Annotated in this window: 18 protein-coding genes; 5 read left to right on the forward strand and 13 right to left on the reverse strand. The window is 59.7% G+C overall.

Going from position 1 to position 20,632, the window contains the following annotated elements:
- Window positions 1–75: 75 nt before the first annotated feature.
- A complete protein-coding gene (locus AC5SEM_RS29510; protein ID WP_495471874.1) occupies window positions 76–1,458 on the forward strand; it encodes an MFS transporter in 1,383 nt (460 codons plus the stop codon).
- Between the two features lie 121 nt (window positions 1,459–1,579).
- On the opposite strand, the gene AC5SEM_RS29515 is transcribed toward AC5SEM_RS29510, so the two are convergent.
- The 3 genes from AC5SEM_RS29515 to AC5SEM_RS29525 form a co-directional block, all read right to left on the reverse strand.
- Window positions 1,580–2,533: an adenosine deaminase gene (locus tag AC5SEM_RS29515; RefSeq protein ID WP_008082147.1), complete on the reverse strand. Its 954-nt coding sequence runs from the start codon at window positions 2,531–2,533 to the stop codon at window positions 1,580–1,582.
- A gap of 80 nt (window positions 2,534–2,613) precedes the next feature.
- On the reverse strand, window positions 2,614–3,579 hold the full coding sequence (locus AC5SEM_RS29520) for a 2-oxoglutarate and iron-dependent oxygenase domain-containing protein (protein ID WP_495471875.1): 966 nt from the start codon (window positions 3,577–3,579) through the stop codon (window positions 2,614–2,616).
- A gap of 142 nt (window positions 3,580–3,721) precedes the next feature.
- Window positions 3,722–4,795 carry a BMP family ABC transporter substrate-binding protein gene (locus tag AC5SEM_RS29525; RefSeq protein WP_077570867.1) on the reverse strand — a complete coding sequence of 358 codons (1,074 nt, stop codon included), beginning with the start codon at window positions 4,793–4,795 and terminating at the stop codon, window positions 3,722–3,724.
- A gap of 287 nt (window positions 4,796–5,082) precedes the next feature.
- Between AC5SEM_RS29525 and AC5SEM_RS29530 the strand changes: the two genes are divergently transcribed.
- Window positions 5,083–6,174, forward strand: a complete 1,092-nt coding sequence (locus AC5SEM_RS29530; RefSeq protein WP_123594069.1) for a calcium:cation antiporter — start codon at window positions 5,083–5,085, stop codon at window positions 6,172–6,174.
- Between the two features lie 124 nt (window positions 6,175–6,298).
- Here the strand turns inward: AC5SEM_RS29530 and AC5SEM_RS29535 are convergent, their stop codons facing one another.
- The 3 genes from AC5SEM_RS29535 to AC5SEM_RS29545 form a co-directional block, all read right to left on the reverse strand.
- Complete coding sequence (locus AC5SEM_RS29535) at window positions 6,299–7,657, reverse strand: 8-oxoguanine deaminase (RefSeq protein WP_495471876.1); 1,359 nt, start codon at window positions 7,655–7,657, stop codon at window positions 6,299–6,301.
- A 256-nt stretch (window positions 7,658–7,913) separates the two neighbouring features.
- Window positions 7,914–8,597: an SDR family oxidoreductase gene (locus AC5SEM_RS29540; RefSeq protein ID WP_077570874.1), complete on the reverse strand. Its 684-nt coding sequence runs from the start codon at window positions 8,595–8,597 to the stop codon at window positions 7,914–7,916.
- A 25-nt stretch (window positions 8,598–8,622) separates the two neighbouring features.
- The gene (locus AC5SEM_RS29545) at window positions 8,623–8,973 is read right to left on the reverse strand and encodes a MerR family transcriptional regulator (protein WP_495471877.1); all 351 of its coding nucleotides are present in this window, start codon (window positions 8,971–8,973) and stop codon (window positions 8,623–8,625) included.
- 83 nt (window positions 8,974–9,056) lie between these two features.
- On the opposite strand from AC5SEM_RS29545, the gene AC5SEM_RS29550 reads away from it, so the two are divergent.
- Window positions 9,057–9,491, forward strand: coding sequence for a hypothetical protein (locus AC5SEM_RS29550; RefSeq protein ID WP_495471878.1), 435 nt, complete (start codon window positions 9,057–9,059; stop codon window positions 9,489–9,491).
- A 40-nt stretch (window positions 9,492–9,531) separates the two neighbouring features.
- Here AC5SEM_RS29550 and AC5SEM_RS29555 read toward each other — a convergent pair whose 3' ends face one another.
- The 7 genes from AC5SEM_RS29555 to AC5SEM_RS29585 form a co-directional block, all read right to left on the reverse strand.
- Window positions 9,532–10,458 (reverse strand): ABC transporter permease, encoded by a 927-nt coding sequence (locus tag AC5SEM_RS29555; RefSeq protein WP_077570879.1) that lies wholly within the window; start codon window positions 10,456–10,458, stop codon window positions 9,532–9,534.
- Window positions 10,458–11,564 (reverse strand): ABC transporter permease, encoded by a 1,107-nt coding sequence (locus tag AC5SEM_RS29560; protein ID WP_495471879.1) that lies wholly within the window; start codon window positions 11,562–11,564, stop codon window positions 10,458–10,460. The genes AC5SEM_RS29555 and AC5SEM_RS29560 overlap by 1 nt, the downstream gene beginning before the upstream one ends.
- Window positions 11,565–11,577: 13 nt before the next feature.
- The gene (locus AC5SEM_RS29565) at window positions 11,578–13,125 is read right to left on the reverse strand and encodes an ABC transporter ATP-binding protein (RefSeq protein WP_495471880.1); all 1,548 of its coding nucleotides are present in this window, start codon (window positions 13,123–13,125) and stop codon (window positions 11,578–11,580) included.
- A gap of 596 nt (window positions 13,126–13,721) precedes the next feature.
- Window positions 13,722–14,303, reverse strand: a complete 582-nt coding sequence (locus AC5SEM_RS29570) for an IMPACT family protein (RefSeq protein WP_495471881.1) — start codon at window positions 14,301–14,303, stop codon at window positions 13,722–13,724.
- Between the two features lie 7 nt (window positions 14,304–14,310).
- Window positions 14,311–14,961, reverse strand: coding sequence for a TetR/AcrR family transcriptional regulator (locus AC5SEM_RS29575; RefSeq protein WP_077570884.1), 651 nt, complete (start codon window positions 14,959–14,961; stop codon window positions 14,311–14,313).
- Window positions 14,962–15,049: 88 nt separating this feature from the next.
- Window positions 15,050–16,438, reverse strand: coding sequence for a uracil-xanthine permease family protein (locus AC5SEM_RS29580; protein WP_495471882.1), 1,389 nt, complete (start codon window positions 16,436–16,438; stop codon window positions 15,050–15,052).
- 121 nt (window positions 16,439–16,559) lie between these two features.
- A complete protein-coding gene (locus AC5SEM_RS29585; protein WP_102901587.1) occupies window positions 16,560–17,480 on the reverse strand; it encodes a LysR family transcriptional regulator in 921 nt (306 codons plus the stop codon).
- A 138-nt stretch (window positions 17,481–17,618) separates the two neighbouring features.
- Here AC5SEM_RS29585 and aptA point away from each other — a divergent pair, with 138 nt between their 5' ends.
- Both aptA and AC5SEM_RS29595 read left to right on the forward strand, forming a co-directional pair.
- Window positions 17,619–18,968: an omega-aminotransferase AptA gene (gene aptA / locus AC5SEM_RS29590; RefSeq protein WP_116033320.1), complete on the forward strand. Its 1,350-nt coding sequence runs from the start codon at window positions 17,619–17,621 to the stop codon at window positions 18,966–18,968.
- Window positions 18,969–19,044: 76 nt separating this feature from the next.
- A complete protein-coding gene (locus AC5SEM_RS29595) occupies window positions 19,045–20,538 on the forward strand; it encodes a CoA-acylating methylmalonate-semialdehyde dehydrogenase (protein ID WP_038360740.1) in 1,494 nt (497 codons plus the stop codon).
- The last annotated feature ends 94 nt before the right edge of the window (window positions 20,539–20,632 follow it).

A 20,632-nucleotide genomic window follows, 5' to 3' on the forward strand; every position in this document is an offset into this window, starting at 1 on the left:
GGTCGCATCCAGCACGAACGCCGTGTCGCTATCGCGCACACTCGATCCGCGGACATTTCGGATGTGGGAGGCGGCATGGACACTCACGGCTACAGCGCGGCAGAACGCTTGGAACGACTGCCCATCAGCGGTTATCACCGGATCATTTTCATCATCATCGCCCTAGCGTTTTTCTTCGACTCCATGGACCTGGCGATGATGACGTTCCTGCTGGGCTCGATCAAAGCCGAGCTCGGTCTGAGCAGTGCGCAAGCGGGGTTGCTCGCCAGTTCGAGCTTTTTCGGCATGGTGCTGGGGGCGTCGCTGTCCGGCATGCTCGCCGATCGCTTTGGGCGCAAACCGGTGTTTCAGTGGAGCATCGTATTGTGGGGCGTGGCCAGTTATCTGTGCTCGACGGCGCAAACGGTCGAGACGCTGACGCTGTTCCGCATCCTGTTGGGGATTGGCATGGGCATGGAGTTTCCCATCGCCCAGTCGATGTTGTCCGAGCTGATTCCGGCGCAACGACGCGGACGTTACATCGCGTTGATGGATGGCTTCTGGCCGCTGGGTTTCGTGGCGGCCGGCGTGCTGTCTTACTTTCTGCTGCCGTTGATCGGTTGGCGCGACATCTTTCTGGTGTTGGCAGTGCCAGCAGTGTTTGTGCTGGCGATCCGCTTTTTCATTCCCGAGTCACCGCGCTGGCTGGAACAAGCCGGACGCAATGATGCCGCGGACAAGGTGTTGAACGGCATCGAGGCGCGGGTGCGGTCGTCGCTGGGCGGTGCGGCGCTGCCGGAACCTATTCGTTTGCCGCGGACGGTGACGCCGCCGGGCAACTTCTTTGCGGCGCTCAAGCAGATCTGGTCGCCACAGTATCGCCAGCGCACGACGATGATCTGGAGTCTGTGGTTCTTTGCATTGCTCGGTTTTTATGGGCTGACGTCTTGGCTCAGCGCGCTGCTGCAACAGTCGGGATTTGCCGTGACGCAGTCGGTGTATTACACGGTGCTGATTTCCCTGGGCGGGATTCCCGGCTTTCTCATGGCGGCGTGGCTGGTCGAGCGTTGGGGGCGCAAACCGGTGTGCATCGTCACTTTGCTGGGTGGCGGGGTGATGGCGTTTCTGTATGGGCAGAGCGCGGTGTTTGGCGGCAACGTGGCGCTGCTGATCGGCACCGGGCTGTTGATGCAGTTTTTCCTGTTCGGCATGTGGGCGGTGCTCTACACCTACACGCCAGAGTTGTATCCGACCTCGGCACGGGCGACAGGCTCGGGGTTTGCCTCGGCGATTGGCCGCGTGGGTTCGCTGCTCGGGCCGTTGGTGACCGGGCTGGTATTCCCGATTACCGGGCAGGGCGGGGTGTTTGCGCTGGGCGCGGCGTGCTTTGCGATTGCGGCGGGGGTGGTGTGGCTGTTCGGGATGGAGACGCGGGGGAAAACCCTGGAAGAGCTGACTGAAACCCAAATCCCAGGCTGAACAAAGAACCCACTGTGGGAGCGAGCCTGCTCGCGAAAGCGGAGTGTCATTCAACGAAAATGTTAACTGACACTCCCTCTTCGCGAGCAGGCTCGCTCCCACATGGGTACTTCGGTGTTGCTTACGGTTTTACCAGGCGCGCATCCAGGCTGTTCTGCGCCAGGCGCTTGGCCTGATCCTGGGTCATGCCCAAATGCTCATGCAGCGCGTAGAAGTTCTCGGTCACATAACCACCAAAGTACGCCGGGTCATCGGAGTTCACCGTGACCTTCACGCCACGTTCGAGCATGTCGAGAATGTTGTGCTGCGACATGTGATCGAACACGCAGAGCTTGGTGTTCGACAACGGGCACACGGTCAGCGGGATCTGCTCGTCGATGATCCGCTGCATCAGGCGCTCGTCTTCGATGGCGCGTACGCCATGGTCGATACGCTGGATTTTCAGCAGATCGATGGCTTCCCAGATGTACTCCGGCGGGCCTTCTTCGCCAGCATGGGCAACGGTCAGGAAGCCTTCGTGACGGGCACGATCAAACACACGCTGGAACTTGCTCGGCGGGTGGCCCATCTCGGAACTGTCGAGGCCGACCGCGACAAACGCGTCACGGAACGGCAGCGCCTGATCGAGGGTTTTCTCGGCTTCTTCTTCGCTGAGGTGGCGCAGGAAGCTGAGGATCAAACCGCTGGTGATACCCAGTTGCTGTTCGCCATCCTTCAATGCCGCGGCGATGCCATTGAGCACCACTTCAAACGGGATGCCCCGGTCGGTGTGAGTCTGCGGGTCGAAGAACGGTTCGGTATGAATCACGTTTTGTGCTTTGCAGCGCAGCAGGTAGGCCCAGGTCAGGTCGTAGAAATCCTGCGAAGTGCGCAACACGTCCGCGCCCTGGTAATACAGGTCGAGGAATTCCTGCAGATTGTTGAACGCGTAAGCCTTGCGCAGGGTTTCCACGTCATTCCACGGCAGGGCGATCTTGTTGCGTTCGGCCAGGGCGAACAGCAGCTCGGGCTCCAGCGAGCCTTCCAGGTGCAGGTGCAGTTCAGCCTTGGGCAAGGCGTTGAGCCAGTCGTACATATTCTTTTCTCATCAGGTGCAATGACGGCATTCTACAGATGCGCGCCGAAACAATTGGCAAAACCTGACCAAGCGATCCATCAAACGGCTTCCTGCTCGCGGCGATAGGCGTAGGTATCGGCGAAGCGTGAGAGCAGGAATTCGGCGCAGGTGGTGGTCGGATATTTCGCTGGATGCTGTGCGTCCTGACATCCGGGCAGGCATTCGATGCCCGTGTCCGGGTGTGGCTCGGCAAAGAACGGCATCGAGTAGCGATCCACGCCGAGCGGGCTGATCACCCGGTGCGGGGTCGAGCGATAACGGTCGTTGCTCCAGCGCGCCATCATGTCGCCGAGGTTGACCACGAAGGTACCGTCGATCGGTGGCGCATCAATCCATTCGCCTTTGACGTTTTTCACTTGCAGGCCGCCGGCGCTGTCCTGATAGAGCAGGGTGATGCAGCCGTAATCGGTATGCGCGCCGGCGCCTTGCTGCTCGGCGGAGCTGGCGGTGTGGCGCGGTGGGTAATGGATCATGCGCAGCACGCTGACGGGGTCGTTGAAACGGCTGTCGAAGAAGTCGCGTTCGATGTTCAGGGCGAGGGTCATCGCCCGCAACAAGGTTTGCGCGAGTGCCTGCATGTCGAGGTAGTGCTGCTCCATCAACTCAGCCCATCCGGTTTGCGCTGGATGCCGGTTCGGCCCGCGCAACGGTTTTTCGGCGAGCACGTCGGGATGGTTGGCCGGCAGGTGCAGGCCCATGTCGAAGGTTTCTTTGAGGTCGCTGGGCTTGCTCGGGTCGAGTTGCTCGGTGGCGATGGCGCCGTAGCCGCGATGGTGGCGCGTCTGGGTGATGTCGATCTTGAGTTTTTCCGCTGCGGGCAGGGCAAAAAAACGCTGAGTCTGATCGAGCACCGCGTCGATGCGTTGCGCCGAAATCGGGTGACCCTTGATGTAGAAGAAACCCCACTCGCGGCAGGCGTGGTCGATTTGCTCGGCGACGGCGGGCCAGGCGTTTTCGTCGGCGGAATAGAGCGGGCTGATGTCGATGATCGGAAGCTGATCCATACACAATCCTTGAGAGCGCTGAAGATCAAATGTAGGAGTGAGCCTGCTCGCGATAGCGGTGTATCAGGCGACACTTTTGCTGAATGACCCACCGCTATCGCGAGCAGGCTCACTCCTACAAGGGACGGTGGTACGACTGGGATTACTTCGGCATCTCAGCCTTCATGCCTTCAACGTAATAGTTCATCGACGCCAGTTCCGCATTCGTCGCGCTCACGCCCGCCGGGATTTTCTCGACCCCGGCCTGATCCTTGATCGGTCCGGTAAACGGCTGAAATGCGCCGCTCTTGATGTCGGCGATGATCTGCTCGGCCTCGGCTTTCACCGGCGCCGGCACCAGATCGCTGATCGGCAGTTCAACCGTGCCTTCCTTCAACCCGCCCCAGTAATCCTGGGATTTCCAGGTGTGATCGATCACGCTTTGCGTCGCTTGAATATAGTGCGGCGCCCAGTCGTTGACGATCGAGGTCAGCACGGCTTTCGGGCCGAAGTGCGCCATGTCCGAGGCGTAACCCACCGCGTACACGCCACGACGTTCGGCGGCCTGGATCGGCGCCGGGCTGTCGGTGTGCTGGAACACCACGTCGACGCCCTGATCGATCAGCGCGTTGGCGGCATCGGCTTCCTTGCCCGGGTCGAACCACGAGTTGACCCACACCACTTTGATCTCGGTGCCGGGGTTGTATTTGTTCAAGGCCAGTTGAATCGAGTTGATATCGCGGATCACCTCGGGGATCGGGAACGAAGCCACGTAACCGATTTTCTTGGTCTTGGTCATCTTCGCCGCGAGGAAGCCACCGACATAACGCCCCTCGTAAGTGCGCGCCAGATAGGTGCCGAGGTTCTTGTCTTGCTTGTAGCCGGTGGCGTGTTCGAAGGTCACCTTGGGAAATTGCTTGGCGACCTTCAGCGTCGGGTTCATGTAGCCAAACGAGGTGGTGAAAATCAGGTCGTAGTTGTCCTTGGCCATGTTGCGGATGACCCGCTCGGCGTCGGCGCCTTCAGCAACGTTCTCGACGTAGTTGGTGGTGATCTGCGTACCTAGTTTTTCTGCGAGTGCCTTGCGCCCCTGTTCATGCTGATACGTCCAGCCGTGGTCACCGATCGGGCCGATGTAGACGAAACCGACCTTCAGCGGATCGGCAGCGCTGGCGCTCAGACTGATCCCCAGACCGAGGGCGGCGCACAGCAGTTTGTGCAGCGGACGTATTTGCATGAATTGGAGCTCCATTTTGTTGTGTGTGGTCAGGGCCAATGCAAATTGCTGACCAACAGGACAACAAACTGGTGTGAAACCGTGTGAAGGCCTTCGCGAGCAGGCTCTCTCCTACAGGGGAATGCGATCAACTGTAGGAGTGAGCCTGCTCGCGATAGCGCCCTCAAGGCCAATAAAAGTGCAACTGCCAAAAGCCCTGCCAGCGCTTGGTGCGCTAAGGTGTAACGAAACGTTAGCGCCGCCCCGCAGTCAGTAGCTCATTCGCACTCTTCGGCAAAAGGCCCGCCATGTTCACAATCCTCAAGCAAGAAAGCTTTCTGCTCCTGGCCGTCATCGCCGCGTGCATCGCCTATCCGTTGGAACACTGGATGCTGCACAGCGGCCAGATCGTCGCGCTGACTGCAGGCCTGGTGCTGATCGCTTTCATCGTCGCCGCCTCGATGCGCGTCGCCCATCACGCCGAATTGCTCGCGGAAAAGGTCGGCGACCCTTACGGCACGATGATCCTCACGCTCGCGGCTGTGCTGGTCGAAGTGGTGATTCTGGCGATCATGATGAGCAACGAAGCGTCGCCCACGTTAGTGCGCGACACGATCTATTCGGCGGTGATGCTCGACATCAACGGCATCCTCGGCCTCGCCGCGCTGATGGGCGGGATCAAGCACGGCGAACAGTCGTACAACGACGATTCCGCGCGCAGCTACAGCGTGATGATCCTCACCGCCATGGGCGTATCGATGGTGGTGCCGGAGTTCATTCCCGAGGCCAACTGGAAGATCTATTCGGCGTTCACCATCGGTGCAATGGTGGTGCTTTACGCGCTGTTTCTGCGCATGCAAGTCGGCCCGCACAGTTATTTTTTCAGCTACAGCTACCCGGACAAACGCCGCAAGAAAGAACCGCAGGACGCGCAGGCGAAAGCGCCGGGCATCGGCCTGTCGATCGGCATTCTGGTGTTTGGCATTGTGGTGATCGGCGCATTGGCCGAAGTGATGTCGAAGACCCTCGATCTGGGCCTGGAAGGCACGGGCGCACCGCCGGTGATCACGGCGATTCTGGTCGCGGCGATTTCCGCGGCGCCGGAGATTTTGACCGCGTTGCGTGCAGCGTTGGCCAACCGCATGCAGTCGGTGGTGAACATTGCGATGGGCGCGTCATTGTCGACGGTGATTCTGACCGTGCCAGTGATGGAGGCGATGGCGCTGTACACCGGCCAACCGTTTCAAATGGCGATGACGCCGGTGCAGACGGTGATGATCTTCATCACGCTGATCGTCAGCGCGATCAACCTAAATGATGGTGAGACCAATGCCATTGAGGGCATGACCCACTTCGTATTGTTTGCGACCTTCATCATGCTGTCCCTGCTGGGCCTTTGAGGCTGACAGAAACCAATGTGGGAGCGAGCCTGCTCGCGAAAGCGGTGTGTCATTCAACAAACATGTTGTCTGACACTCCCTCTTCGCGAGCAGGCTCGCTCCCACAGTTTTGAACGGCGGTGTATCAGGTACCGGCGATCAACTGGCGAGCCGCCTGGCTGTGATCGGCGATCAGGCCTTTCAGATCCAGGCCTTCGACTTGGCCATCGACCACGCGCCACTTACCACCAATCATCACCCGATCCGCACGATCCGCGCCGCACAATAGCAACGCCGAAATCGGATCATGGCTGCCCGAGAAACGCAGCTCATCAAGCTTGAACAACGCCAGATCCGCCTGCTTGCCCACGGCAATCTCACCAATATCGGTACGGCCCAACAAGCTCGCCGAACCCTTGGTCGCCCAGCCCAGCACGCGTTCCGGCGTAATCTTCTCGGCGCCGTAACGCAGACGCTGGATGTACAGCGCCTGACGCGCTTCGAGAATCATGTTCGACGCATCGTTGGACGCCGAACCATCGACGCCCAGACCAAACAGCGCACCGGCGTCAGTCAGATCGATACTCGGGCAAATGCCGGAAGCCAGACGCATGTTCGAGCTCGGGCAATGGCAGATACCGGTGCCCGCCTCGCCGAGACGAGCGATTTCGTCGGGGTTGAAATGGATGCCGTGGGCCAGCCAAGTGCGCGGGCCGAGCCAGCCGACGCTGTCGAGATAATCGACAGTGCGCAGGCCGAAACGCTGCAGGCAGAAATCTTCTTCATCGAGGGTTTCGGCCAAGTGGGTGTGTAGACGCACGTCGAGCTTGTTCGCCAGATCAGCACTCGCGGACATGATTTCCGGGGTCACCGAGAACGGCGAGCACGGCGCCAGGGCGATCTGGATCTGCGCGCCGTCGCCACGTTCGTGGTACTCGTGAATCAGGCGCTGACTGTCGTCGAGAATCACCTGACCTTCTTGCACGGTCTGCTGCGGCGGCAGGCCGCCGTCCTTCTCGCCGAGGCTCATCGAACCGCGAGTGAGCATGGCGCGCATGCCCAGTTCACGGACGCTTTCGACTTGCACGTCGATGGCGTTTTCCAGACCGTCGGGGAACAGGTAGTGGTGGTCGGCAGCGGTGGTGCAGCCGGACAGCAGCAATTCGGCCAAAGCCACTTTGGTGGCGAGGGCGAGTTTTTCCGGTGTCAGGCGCGCCCACACCGGGTACAGGGTTTTCAACCAAGGGAACAACGGCTGATTGACCACTGGGGCCCAGGCGCGGGTGAGGGTTTGATAGAAGTGGTGGTGGGTGTTGATCAGGCCCGGCAGGATCACATGCTCGCGGGCATCGAACACTGCATTGCACGGCGCCGACGGCTGCTGGCCAGCGGCGAGGACTTCGACGATGACACCGTCTTGCACGACAAGACCGCCACGGGCATCGAGCTCGTTGGAGGTGAAAATGGCGAGGGGATTTTTTAACCAGGTACGGGTCGCGGGCATGTTGCCGGCTCCTCTGAAAATGGGGTTCAGGGTTGCCAGCTCAGTGATGCCCTGTCTGCTGATCCAGGGTCGCCGCGGGGACGAGGTGCGCAGTTTCAAACAAATTGTTGCAGCGGGCAAGCCCAACCCGACCATTCACCACACAACCCTTGTGGGAGCGAGCCTGCTCGCGAAGGCGTCGTATCAGTCGATACATTCATTGTCTGACACACCGCATTCGCGAGCAGGCTCGCTCCCACATTGGGATCTTCAGTGTTTACCAGGGGATCGTTTCACCCTTGTAGTTGATGAAGTGATGCCCGCCCTTGCCGGTATACGCATTCACCTGATCGACCAGCCCACGGGTGCTGGTTTCCACGTCAAGGTCCGCCCCCTCGCCGCCCATATCGGTCTTTACCCAACCCGGGTGCAGCGACAGCACGGTCATCTTCTGCTCGCCCAATTGCGTGACAAAACTGTTGGTCATCGAATTCAGCGCAGCCTTGCTCGCCTTATACAGCGCCAGCTCCGGCGCGTCCGGCACGGTCACGCTGCCCAGTCCGGAACTCATGAACGCCAGCACACCGCTGCCGTCACGAATCTGCCCGGCAAAACGCTGAGCCAGATTGATCGGCGCCACCGCGTTGGTGAAAAACAACTGACCGACTTCAGCCAGTGTCGCGCCGCCAGGGGTTTGATCGGCCGGGCCTTTGACCCCGGCGTTGACGAACAGCAAGTCGAAGGTTTCACCCTTGAGCTGTTGGCTCAGAGCAATGACCGCTTGCTGATCGTCCATGTCGAGCTTCTCGATCCGCACCTTGCCTAATGCTTGGAGCGCATCGGCATTGGCAGGATTGCGCACGGTGGCGGTGACTTGCCAGCCGTCGGCCAGCAGGGTTTTCACCAGACCGAGGCCAAGGCCCCGGGAGGCGCCGATGATCAGTGCGTTTTTTGCAGACATGAGGGGCTTCCTTGATGGATGAGGATCATGGATTCAATGGACAGGCCTGACCGAGGCGAAGTTGCAACTCCTGCCGCAGCGCATCAAGTTCGCGCATGCGGGTTTCGATCAATTGCAGTTTGTCGCGCAGCAACTGCGCCACGGAGTTCTCCGGATCTGGCGCGTTCCACAATGCGGCAACGCTGTCGCCGATCTCGCCGAGGGTAAATCCCAGGCGCTGCGCGGTTTTGATGTAGAGCACCAGTTGCACCATCTCCGGCGGATAGTCGCGATAACCGTTGGCACTGCGTTGCGCCGCAATCAACCCGCGTTGCTCATAGAAACGCAGGGTGTCACGGCTGACGGCGCTGGCCTGGGCTAATTCACCGATGCGCATACGGGCTCTCAAAAAGTCTATTGACCCTGGAGCATACTCCAGGCTTTACCGTGCTTGCTCCCTGAATTTCTGGAGCATGGATGATGTGGACTTCAACGCAGTATCGCAACGTGGTGCGCGGCAGTGCCTGGTATGACTTGATCGTCACGGCAGCGTTTGCCACGCCTTGGAGTTTTGCCGCTTTGCATGGTTTTTTGACCGCGCTGAATTTACCCGGCGAACTGCCGGCGTTTCAGCCTGTGCATATGTTGATGGCGAATCTGTTGGGTTCGGTGGTGTGTGTTTGGGCGGTGCTGCGGATTCGTGATCCGCAGGCGCTTTATGGGCGCTATGACGCGGTGGCCAGATTTTTGTTTGCGGCTTGGCAGGGGTATGCCTTGCTCCACGGTGCCAGTTCGATATTGCTTGTTTTCCTGGTCTTCGAACTGGCGTGGGGCATTGCTCAAGTATTGCCTGTTGAACAGCCATCGCGAGCAGGCTCACTCCTACAAGGGAATTGTGAACCCGATCCAATGTAGGCCTTCGCCTGCTCGCGATAGGGCCAACAAGGTCACCGCATCAATGCCCCGCCTGCCAAGGCTGCCCAAGCGACACCGGCGCATACAACCGCGTCCGCAGCGCATCCCGCGACAACAACACCAGCACCACAATCGTCGCCACATACGGCAGCATCGCCAGCAAACTCGACGGAATCGCCAGCCCCAGCCCCTGCGCCACCAAATGCAGGATGCTGGCGAGTCCAAACAAGTAAGCCCCGAGCAACAACCGCCACACTCGCCAACTGGCAAACACCACCAGCGCCAGCGCGATCCAGCCACGCCCGGCAGTCATGTTTTCCGCCCACATCGGTGTGTACGCCAGCGACAGATAAGCCCCGGCCAACCCGGCCATCGCCCCGCCGAACAGCACCGCCAAGGTACGCACGGTCAACACCGGCAGCCCCATCGCACTGGCCGCATCCGGATTTTCTCCGACCGCTTGAATGATCAACCCGACACGACTTTTGATGATCACCCACGCCACCAGCGCAAACAGCGCGAACGACAGATACACCAGCAGATCCTGAGCAAACAGCATCCGCCCGATCAGCGGGATTTCACTCAGCCAAGGAATCGCCAACGGCTCAAAACCGGCCAGCGGTTTACCCACCCAAGCCGCGCCGACAAAGGTCGACAGCCCGACACCAAAAATCGTTAGCGCCAACCCGGTCGCCACCTGATTGGCGTTGAACACCAACGCCACCAGCGCAAACAGTGACGACAGCAACATCCCGGCAAGCATCGCCAGCAACACGCCCAGCCACAGGTTGCCGCTGTTCAGCGCGACGATAAAACCGATCACCGCGCCAAACAGCATCATCCCTTCCTGCCCAAGATTGAGCACGCCGCTCTTTTCGCAAATCAGTTCACCCAGTGCCACCAGCAACAGCGGCGTGCCGCACCGCACCATGGCGTAGAAAATATTGCTCAACAGATCGATATCCATCACAGCGCTCCGGCGGTTACGGCAGTGGTCGAGGTGCGCTTCACCCAGCTCAGGTTCAGGCGTGGCCGATAGAGGATCAGCACGTCACAGGCGAGCAGGAAAAACAGCATCATTCCCTGAAACAACTGGGTGATCGCCTGCGGCAGATTCATCGTCATTTGCGCGCTCTCGCCACCGATGTACAGCAGCGCCATCAGCAGGCTCGAAAACAGAATCCCGATCGGATTCAGACGCCCAAGAAACGCCACGGTAATCGCCGCGTAGCCATAACCCGGCGACACCTGCGGCACCAATTGGCCAATCGGTCCGGTCACTTCGCAGACACCCGCCAGCCCGGCCAAGCCGCCGCTGATCAACAGCGCCAGCCAGATCAACCGCTTCTCGCGAAAGCCGACAAACCCCGCCGCACGCTTGTCCAGCCCGAGCACTTTGATCTGAAAACCGACAAAGCTTTTCTGCAACAACACCCACACCGCAACCAGTGCGAGCAGGGCGAAATACACCCCGGCATGCACGCGGCCATCCTCCATCAACAACGGCAAACGGCTGGCATCGCCGAACATCGCCGATTCGGGAAAGTTGAACCCGGCGGGATCTTTCAACGGCCCGTGCACGCAGAACAGCAGCAGGTTCAGGGCGATGTAGTTGAGCATGATGCTGGTGAGGATTTCGTTGGCGTTGAAGCGTGTGCGCAACCACGCGGTCAGCCCGGCCCATGCGGCGCCGGCGAGGGTGCCGGTGAGCAGAATAAATACCAGCGCCCAACGACTTTGCATGCCGATGATGTTCACCGCCAAGGCACTGCCGGCGAGCGCGCCGAGGAGTAATTGGCCTTCGGCGCCGATGTTCCAGATTCGCGCCTGATAGGCCACTGCCAGGCCCAGCGCGCAAAGCAGAATCGGCAGCGCTTTGACCAGCAATTCGGAGACGCCATACAAGTCGCTGACCGGAGCGATCAGCAGCGTGTGCAAGGTTTGCAGCGGCTCATGGCCAAGGGCGATAAACAACAGCGAGCCACAACCGAGCGTCAGCGCCGCCGCCAGTAACGGCGAGCACCACAGCATCAAGCGCGATTGCTGGCCACGGGGTTCGAGGGAAAGCAGCATGTGTATAACTCCGTTAAACCGTGGCGGCTAAAGGTGCGTGGTCGAACTGGCCGGCCATCCAGCCGCCGACATCGCTGAGTTGGGTATCGCCGGTGTTGTGCAGCGCCGACAGACGCCCGCCACACAACGCGCCGAGGCGATCGCTGATCTGGAACAGTTCGTCGAGATCTTCGGAAATCACCAGAATCGCCGCGCCGGCATCGCGCAGCGCGATCAGCGCACGGTGAATGGTCGCGGCAGCGCCGACGTCGACGCCCCAGGTCGGGTGCGCGGCGATCAGCAGTTTCGGTTGCTGAAGGATTTCCCGGCCGAGGATGAATTTCTGCAGATTGCCGCCGGACAAACTGCGCGCGGCAGTTTGCGTGTCCGGGGTTTTCACGCCGAAGCGCTGAATGATCTGTTGGGCGAGGGCTTCGACTTTGCCGCGTTCGATCAAACCGTGGCTGACCAAGCCTTGTTGGAACGCGGTAAGCAGAGCGTTTTCGGCCAGACTCAATTCCGGCACCGCGCCATGGCCGAGACGTTCGGCGGGGACGAAAGCCAGGCCCAGTTTGCGTCGCGCATCCGGGCGTAAATCAGCGACGTGTTGTTCGGCGAATCGAATGGTCGCGGCTTGCGCCCGAGGCAAGGTTTGTTCGCCACTGAGCAGGGCGAGCAATTCATCCTGACCGTTGCCCGCGACCCCGGCGATGCCAACGATTTCACCGCTGCGCACTTGCACATCAATGTCCGTCAGCGAGCAGCCGAACGGATCCGGGTTGTGCCAACTCAATCCCTTCACCTGCAAAAACGCCGCGCCACCGCTGACCTTCGGATAGTCGCCAATCAACGCCGCCGCTTCGCCAACCATCAACTGCGCCAATTGCTGATCCGAACACTCCGCTGGCAGGCAATGCCCGGCCACTCGACCACCGCGCAGAACTGTCGCGCTGTGACACAACGCCCGAACCTCGGCGAGTTTGTGGCTGATAAACAGAATGCTGCAGCCTTCGGCAGCGAGGCGACGCAGGGTGATGAACAACTCATCGGCCTCCTGCGGCGTCAACACCGAAGTCGGTTCGTCGAGAATCAACAGGCGAATGTCCTGCATCAGGCAGCGAATGATTTCCACGCGCTGGCGCTCACCGATCGACAGGCTGTGGACAAGTCTTTCAGGCTCCAGCGCCATGCCGTAACGGCGTGACACTTCGCGAATTTTCGGTTCCAGTTGTTTCGGTGTGCCGGCCGCAGCGCCCATCGCCAGCGCAATGTTCTGCGCGACGCTGAGGGTTTCGAACAGCGAGAAATGCTGGAACACCATGCCGATGCCCAACTGCCGCGCCTGTGCCGGATTGCGGATGTTGACCCGCTGACCTTGCCAGAGCATCTCGCCCGAATCGGCCTGGGTGACGCCGTAGATAATCTTCATCAAGGTACTTTTGCCCGCACCGTTTTCACCGAGCAGGGCATGGATTTCCCCGGGTGCGATGCTCAGGTCGATGGCGTCATTGGCCAGACAACCGGGATAGCGTTTACTGATATGGCGCAATTGCAGGCGCGGGAGGGGAGGAGCGATTGGCATGACAGGCTCGACTTGCTTGGAGTTGTACCTGTGGATAAAGCAATTTCCTGGCCATTGAGTCAGGAACGCGGGCGGGCCGCGTGTGGAGGTGCTTGGCGCAGAGCATTCAGGAGCGAATCACGCGCGACGGCGGCACCAATTCAGAGCAAAGCCGTTGAACGGGCGCCAGTTTTGCCCGTCGGTAACTGATCAAAAAACGAGCAAAACCTTGTGGACTAGACGGGACCTGCGACTGCGCCAGCCATGAACGGGTTATCCACAGGTTGCTCCACAGTTATTGTGCGCAAGCTGCAAACCCGGGCATAAGCACTGCGGTGCTTTCTTCTAATGGTGATAAACCGCGCTAACTGACTGTTTCTGTTTGAAAATTTCGTTTCGTCGGGTGAATTGAACGAAAAGTGAACAAACCGCGCAAAGCCACGTGACAGAAGGGTTACAGCGAAATGTACTCAGGTTATCCACAGTCGGGTGCACAGCCGATGTGGGCAACTCTGTGGAATAAGGAAATTCGGGGTCGCCCCAAAAGATCGCAGCCTTCGGCAGCTCCTACAGGGGAACGCATTTCAAGTGTAGGAGCTGCGGAACGCTGCGATCTTTTATCGTTGAAGCAAAATCCGCCCACGGCTCAAATCTGCCAACTGGTTTTGTAACAACTCGATCTGCGCCTCACCCACCGCCAACTTCAACTCAACGCCATTGGCGGTAAAGTTCTCCTCCACCACCAACCCACCCAGATCGGCAACCCGCAACTTCACCAACGCCAACTCGGCAAACCCGCACGCACAACTCAACGGCACCCGACTGATCAACTCAATCTTCGCCGCCGTCTGTAAACATTTGTTCGCCCCACCGCCATACGCTCGGGCCAAACCACCCGTGCCAAGTTGAATGCCGCCATACCAACGAATCACCAGCACCGCGACCTGATCACAATCCTGCGCTTCAATCGCCGCGAGAATCGGCCGACCCGCCGTGCCGCCCGGTTCGCCGTCATCATTGCTACGGTATTGATCGCCGAGCTTCCACGCCCAGCAATTGTGCGAGGCGTTGAGATCGCTGTGTTGTTCGAAAAAAGCCTGTGCCTCGGCAGGGCTGCCGATCGGTGCGGCGAAAGTGATAAAGCGGCTTTTGCGAATCTCTTCGCGGTACTCGCAAAAACCGCTGAGGGTGAAAGGCATAAACGTCTTATAGAGAAGGAGTGAGGCCGCAGCCTTTGAGAATGATGCGGATCAGGTTGTTGCCGGCGTCTTCCATGTCCTGCTTGGTCAGCTTGCTGCGACCGCTGACGCGACAGATCTGCGTGGCGAAATCCGCGTAATGCTGAGTGCTGCCCCACAACAGGAAGATCAGGTGCACCGGATCCACCGGGTCCATTTTGCCGGCATCGATCCACGCCTGAAACACCGCTGCGCGGCCAGTGAACCAGGCGCGGTAATCCTGATTGAAATATTCGCTCAGGCATTCGCCGCCGCTGATCACTTCCATCGCGAAGATTCGCGAGGCTTGCGGCTGGCGGCGGGAGAATTCCATCTTGGCGCGGATGTAGCGGGTCAGCGCTTCGGCCGGATCGTCCTCGGCCGTTAGCGTGTTGAAGGTGCTGTCCCACAGCTCGATGATGTTGCTCAGCACCGCCACGTACAAACCGAGTTTGTTGGTGAAGTAGTAATGCAGGTTCGCCTTGGGCAACCCGGCATTCTGGGCGATGGTGTTCATGCTGGTGCCTTTGTACCCGTGACGGGCGAACTCGTCTTCGGCGGCTTTGAGGATGGTCTCTTCGTTCTTCTGACGAATGCGGCTGGCGGGTTTGCCGCCATGGGCTGGGACTTCAAAGGTCATAGGCACTTCCGGGTTTGTCTGTGGGTGCAACCAAGTGCGTTGATAGCGCACCCACAGGCATCCGACAAGTCTTTGCGCGATAAAACCGTTATGCCTGTTCGATCTTGTTCAGCGATGCGTGCGCTTCAGCGGCCTCGGTTTTCGACTCCGGCAGCAGCAGGCACAGGACGATTGCGGTCAGGCCGCCGCTGGTGATCGCCGAATCGAACAGGTTCTGCACCAGTTTTGGCAGCAGGTGCAGCAGGTTCGGTTGCGCGGCAATGCCCAGGCCGACGCCGAACGATGTGGCGATGATCAACATGCTGCGTCGATCCAGTGGCGACTGCGCGAGGATGCGCACGCCGGCAGCGGCCACCGCGCCGAACATCACCAGGGTCGCGCCGCCGAGCACCGGTTTCGGAATCTGTTGCAGCACCGCGCCGATCATTGGAAACATACCCAGACAAAACAGGATCGCGCCGATGTACAGCCCGACGTAACGGCTGGCGACGCCGGTCAACTGGATCACGCCGTTGTTCTGCGCAAACGTGGTGTTGGGGAAGGCGCTGAAGGTCGCGGCGATCATGCAGCTCACGCCATCGCCGAGTACGCCACCGCGCAAGCGGCTTATATAAGAAGGGCCGCTGATCGGTTGGCGAGCGAGCATGCAATTGGCGGTGAGGTCGCCGACGGTTTCGATGGTGCTGATCAGATAAATCAGCGCGACCGGCAGGAAAGCCGTCCAGTCGAAGCTGAAGCCAAACTTGAACGGCGTAGGAAAGCTCACCAGCGGCAAGTCAGGCAATGGCTGCGGCAGCAGTTTCCCACTGAACCACGCGGCCAGGCTGCCGAGCAGCAAACCGATGATGATTGCCGACAAACGCACCCATGGCGTGTTCGAGCGGTTGAGCAGAATGATCGTCAGCAACACAAACACGCCCAGCGCCAGATTGCCCGGCGCACCGAAGTCCGGCGCATTGAAGCCACCTCCGAGATCAGTGATGCCGACCTTGATCAGGCTGATGCCGATCAGGGTGATGACGATCCCGGTCACCAGCGGCGTAACGACTCGACGCAGTTGACCGATGAAGCGGCTGAGAACGATCTGCACGATTGCGCCGAAAAAGCACACACCGAAAATCATCGCCAGAATGTCTTCCGGGCTGCCGCCACGTTGCTTGACCAGAAACCCCGCCGACAGCACCGCGCCGAGAAAGGCGAAACTGGTGCCTTGCAAACAGATCATCCCCGCGCCGATGCCGAACGGCCGCCGGGCCTGAATGAAGGTGCCGACGCCCGAAACCATCAACGCCATGCTGATCAAGTAAGGCAAATAGGCGGTCAACCCGAGCGCCGAGCCAATCACCAGCGGCGGGGTGATGATGCCGACGAAACTGGCGAGCACGTGTTGTAGTGCCGCGAGTGTCGCGGCGAGTGGTTTGGGGCGGTCGTTGAGGCCGTAGATCAGGTCGCTGGACGGTGCGGAATCTGGCTGCATGGCTTAGGGCTTCTTGTTGAAGGATCGAGGTTGATCCTGCTTTGCAAAAAGCTGTCCACTTGCTCAGGTTATTCGATGGTTCCGTCGTTGAGGCCCAACGCTGCTGGGCCTGCGGGATTTATCAACGCGTCGCCGCCAGACTCTCCAGAAAGCTTTCCAGCACCAAATGAGGGCGCCGCCCCTTGCGCGTGACCGATGCCAGACTCAAATCGTAGAACCGCGTTCCTGCTTTCAAAGCACGCAAACGCCCCTGCTGCACCCAAAGACTGGCGTAATGATCCGGCAAATACCCAATATAACGCCCGGTCAAAATCAAAAACGCCATGCCTTCCCGATCGGAAGCACTCGCTGTGCAATTGAGCGCCTGGTAATGCGCCTGAATCTCCGCCGGTAACCGAAACGTCGGCGCAATCGCGTCCTGACTGTTTAAGCGTTCGTCATCGAGCTGTTTGTCATCGACATAAAACAACGGATGTCCCACCGCGCAATAAAGCAGTGAACGCTCGCTGTACAGCGGCTGATATTCCAGTCCCGACAGTGCACTGGCCTGCGGCACCACGCCAACATGCAGCCGCCCATCAAGCACGCCTTGCTCGACTTCATTCGGCGCAATCATGCGGATCTGGATCTGCACATCCGGTCCGCGCTCCTTCAACTGGGCGAGGGCGTGGGTGATACGCATGTGGGGCAGGGTGACGAGGTTGTCGGTCAGGCCGATGATCAGCTCACCGCGCAAATGCTGGTGCAGACCGTTGACCTCGGTGCGGAAACTTTCCAGCGCACTTAACAGTTGCAGCGCCGATTGATACACCTCGCGACCTTCTTCGGTCAGCGAAAACCCGGCGCGACCACGCTGGCACAGACGCAAACCGAGGCGCTGCTCCAGGTCGCTCATCTGTTGGCTGATCGCCGAACGACCGATGCCGAGCACGGTTTCCGCTGCCGAGAAGCCGCCGCATTCCACCACGCTGCGAAAAATCCGCAGTAGGCGAATATCAAAGTCACTGACCTGGGCCAGCGGATCGGGGCGGCGGCTGCTCATCTTATTGTTCTCATTGTTTAGCAAAGTTCTAACTGAAGGTTAGAAGAGTTGAATTTCACCGACTTTATCGCCGTGGCAATTTAGCTGCAACAACGCTTTTTATCTCCCTGACGCTTATGCCCTGCGAGGTTTTGCCCGATGAACATGCCTGAAAACGCGCCGTCGCCACTGGCCAGCCAACTGAAGCTGGACGCGCACTGGATGCCGTACACCGCCAACCGCAACTTTCAGCGCGACCCGCGTCTGATCGTTGGCGCCGAAGGCAGCTGGCTGATCGACGACAAGGGCCGCAAGGTATATGACTCGCTGTCTGGCCTGTGGACTTGTGGCGCTGGCCATACCCGCAAGGAAATTCAGGAAGCGGTCTCCAAACAGTTGGGCACCCTCGATTACTCGCCGGGCTTCCAGTACGGCCACCCGTTGTCGTTCCAGTTGGCCGAGAAAATCACCGAGCTGACCCCGGGCAACCTCAATCACGTGTTCTTCACTGACTCGGGTTCCGAGTGCGCCGACACCGCAGTGAAAATGGTCCGTGCCTACTGGCGCCTGAAAGGCCAGTCGACCAAGACCAAAATGATCGGCCGTGCCCGTGGTTACCACGGCGTGAACATCGCCGGCACCAGCCTTGGCGGCGTCAACGGCAACCGCAAGCTGTTCGGTCAGGCGATGATGGACGTCGATCACCTGCCGCACACGCTGCTGGCCAGCAACGCATTTTCCCGTGGCATGCCGGAGCAGGGCGGTATTGCACTGGCCGATGAGCTGCTGAAGCTGATCGAGTTGCACGATGCTTCGAACATTGCCGCCGTATTCGTAGAACCTATGGCCGGTTCCGCTGGCGTACTGGTACCGCCGCAGGGTTATCTGAAGCGTCTGCGCGAGATCTGCGATCAGCACAGCATCCTGCTGGTGTTCGACGAAGTGATCACCGGTTTCGGCCGTACCGGCAACATGTTCGGTGCCGACACCTTTGGCGTTACTCCGGACCTGATGTGCATCGCCAAGCAAGTCACCAACGGCGCGATCCCGATGGGCGCAGTGATTGCCAGCTCCGAGATCTACCAGACCTTCATGAACCAGCCGACCCCGGAATACGCCGTGGAATTCCCGCACGGCTACACCTACTCGGCGCACCCGGTAGCTTGCGCCGCAGGTCTTGCAGCACTAGACCTGCTGCAAAAGGAAAACCTGGTGCAGAGCGTCGCTGAAGTCGCACCGCATTTTGAAAACGCGCTGCATGGTCTGAAAGGCTCGAAGAACGTTATCGACATCCGTAACTTCGGCCTGGCCGGTGCGATCCAGATTGCCGGTCGTGACGGCGACGCCATCGTGCGTCCGTTCGAGGCGGGTATGGCCCTGTGGAAAGCCGGGTTCTACGTGCGCTTCGGCGGCGACACCCTGCAGTTCGGCCCAACCTTCAACAGCAAGCCGCAAGACCTCGATCGTCTGTTCGACGCGGTCGGCGAAGTGCTGAACAAGCTCGACTGATTTTTCCTTCTATATAGCTATGCAAATAGCAGGCGCCTCTTGCGGGCGTCTGCGCACAAGAATTCAGGAGTTTTCGATGAGCGTTATCCCGCATTTGATCAACGGCGAACTGGTGACCGAGAACGGTCGCGCGGTAGATGTGTTCAACCCGTCCACCGGTCAGGCTATCCACAAGCTGCCACTGGCCAGCCAGGCAACCATCCAGAAAGCCATCGATGCCGCCAAGGCTGCGTTCCCGGCCTGGCGCAACACGCCACCGGCCAAACGTGCGCAGGTGATGTTCCGCTTCAAGCAACTGCTGGAGCAGAACGAAGCGCGCATCTCGCAATTGATCAGCGAAGAACACGGCAAGACTCTGGAAGACGCCGCCGGTGAATTGAAGCGCGGTATCGAGAACGTCGAGTTCGCTTGCGCAGCGCCAGAAATCCTCAAGGGCGAGTACAGCCGCAACGTCGGCCCGAACATCGACGCATGGTCGGACTTTCAGCCGCTGGGCATCGTTGCCGGGATCACCCCGTTCAACTTCCCGGCCATGGTGCCGCTGTGGATGTACCCGTTGGCGATCGTCTGCGGCAACTGCTTCATCCTCAAACCGTCCGAGCGCGATCCAAGTTCGACACTGCTGATCGCTCAACTGCTGCTGGAAGCCGGTCTGCCGAAAGGCGTGATGAGCGTGGTGCACGGTGACAAGACTGCGGTAGACGCCTTGATCGAAGCGCCGGAAGTCAAAGCGCTGAGCTTCGTTGGTTCGACGCCGATTGCAGAATACATTTACGCCGAAGGCACCAAGCGCGGCAAACGCGTTCAGGCGCTGGGCGGCGCGAAGAACCACGCGGTGCTGATGCCGGATGCCGATCTGGACAATGCGGTCAGCGCACTGATGGGCGCGGCCTACGGTTCGTGCGGTGAGCGCTGCATGGCGATCTCGGTTGCCGTGTGTGTTGGCGATCAAGTGGCAGATGCGCTGGTGGCCAAACTGGTTCCACAGATTCAGGCGCTGAAAATCGGTGCCGGCACTTCGTGCGGTCTGGATATGGGGCCACTGGTAACCGGTCAGGCGCGCGACAAGGTCAGCGGTTACGTGGATGACGGCGTGGCAGCGGGCGCGACCCTGGTGGTCGACGGTCGTGGTTTCAGCGTGGCCGGTCACGAAGAAGGCTTCTTCCTCGGCGGCTGCCTGTTCGACAACGTCACCCCGGAAATGCGCATCTATAAAGAAGAGATCTTCGGTCCGGTCCTCTGCATTGTTCGCGTGAATAGCCTGGAAGAGGCGATGCAACTGATCAATGATCACGAATACGGCAACGGCACCTGCATCTTCACCCGTGACGGTGAAGCCGCGCGTCTGTTCTGCGACGAGATCGAAGTCGGCATGGTTGGCGTTAACGTGCCGCTGCCGGTACCGGTGGCTTACCACAGCTTCGGCGGCTGGAAGCGCTCGCTGTTCGGCGACCTGCACGCTTATGGTCCGGATGGTGTGCGCTTCTACACCCGTCGCAAGGCGATCACTCAGCGCTGGCCGCAGCGTGCCAGCCATGAGGCTTCGCAGTTCGCCTTCCCTAGCTTGTAAGTAGAAGGGCGATGCAACGAAGGCCGACCCCTTGGGGTCGGCCTTCGTGTTTTCGGGGTTTTTTGACCGATGTGACAGAATTATGAAAATAGGT

The sequence above is a fragment of the Pseudomonas sp. CH61 genome, assembly GCF_059429415.1.

What these genes read in the sequence shown, in the direction of transcription:
- AC5SEM_RS29510 (WP_495471874.1), top strand. Translation starts at nt 76, where the DNA reads ATGGACACTCACGGCTACAGCGCGGCAGAACGCTTGGAACGACTGCCC.
- AC5SEM_RS29515 (WP_008082147.1), bottom strand. Translation starts at nt 2,533, where the DNA reads ATGTACGACTGGCTCAACGCCTTGCCCAAGGCTGAACTGCACCTGCAC.
- AC5SEM_RS29520 (WP_495471875.1), bottom strand. Translation starts at nt 3,579, where the DNA reads ATGGATCAGCTTCCGATCATCGACATCAGCCCGCTCTATTCCGCCGAC.
- AC5SEM_RS29525 (WP_077570867.1), bottom strand. Translation starts at nt 4,795, where the DNA reads ATGCAAATACGTCCGCTGCACAAACTGCTGTGCGCCGCCCTCGGTCTG.
- AC5SEM_RS29530 (WP_123594069.1), top strand. Translation starts at nt 5,083, where the DNA reads ATGTTCACAATCCTCAAGCAAGAAAGCTTTCTGCTCCTGGCCGTCATC.
- AC5SEM_RS29535 (WP_495471876.1), bottom strand. Translation starts at nt 7,657, where the DNA reads ATGCCCGCGACCCGTACCTGGTTAAAAAATCCCCTCGCCATTTTCACC.
- AC5SEM_RS29540 (WP_077570874.1), bottom strand. Translation starts at nt 8,597, where the DNA reads ATGTCTGCAAAAAACGCACTGATCATCGGCGCCTCCCGGGGCCTTGGC.
- AC5SEM_RS29545 (WP_495471877.1), bottom strand. Translation starts at nt 8,973, where the DNA reads ATGCGCATCGGTGAATTAGCCCAGGCCAGCGCCGTCAGCCGTGACACC.
- AC5SEM_RS29550 (WP_495471878.1), top strand. Translation starts at nt 9,057, where the DNA reads ATGTGGACTTCAACGCAGTATCGCAACGTGGTGCGCGGCAGTGCCTGG.
- AC5SEM_RS29555 (WP_077570879.1), bottom strand. Translation starts at nt 10,458, where the DNA reads ATGGATATCGATCTGTTGAGCAATATTTTCTACGCCATGGTGCGGTGC.
- AC5SEM_RS29560 (WP_495471879.1), bottom strand. Translation starts at nt 11,564, where the DNA reads ATGCTGCTTTCCCTCGAACCCCGTGGCCAGCAATCGCGCTTGATGCTG.
- AC5SEM_RS29565 (WP_495471880.1), bottom strand. Translation starts at nt 13,125, where the DNA reads ATGCCAATCGCTCCTCCCCTCCCGCGCCTGCAATTGCGCCATATCAGT.
- AC5SEM_RS29570 (WP_495471881.1), bottom strand. Translation starts at nt 14,303, where the DNA reads ATGCCTTTCACCCTCAGCGGTTTTTGCGAGTACCGCGAAGAGATTCGC.
- AC5SEM_RS29575 (WP_077570884.1), bottom strand. Translation starts at nt 14,961, where the DNA reads ATGACCTTTGAAGTCCCAGCCCATGGCGGCAAACCCGCCAGCCGCATT.
- AC5SEM_RS29580 (WP_495471882.1), bottom strand. Translation starts at nt 16,438, where the DNA reads ATGCAGCCAGATTCCGCACCGTCCAGCGACCTGATCTACGGCCTCAAC.
- AC5SEM_RS29585 (WP_102901587.1), bottom strand. Translation starts at nt 17,480, where the DNA reads ATGAGCAGCCGCCGCCCCGATCCGCTGGCCCAGGTCAGTGACTTTGAT.
- aptA (WP_116033320.1), top strand. Translation starts at nt 17,619, where the DNA reads ATGAACATGCCTGAAAACGCGCCGTCGCCACTGGCCAGCCAACTGAAG.
- AC5SEM_RS29595 (WP_038360740.1), top strand. Translation starts at nt 19,045, where the DNA reads ATGAGCGTTATCCCGCATTTGATCAACGGCGAACTGGTGACCGAGAAC.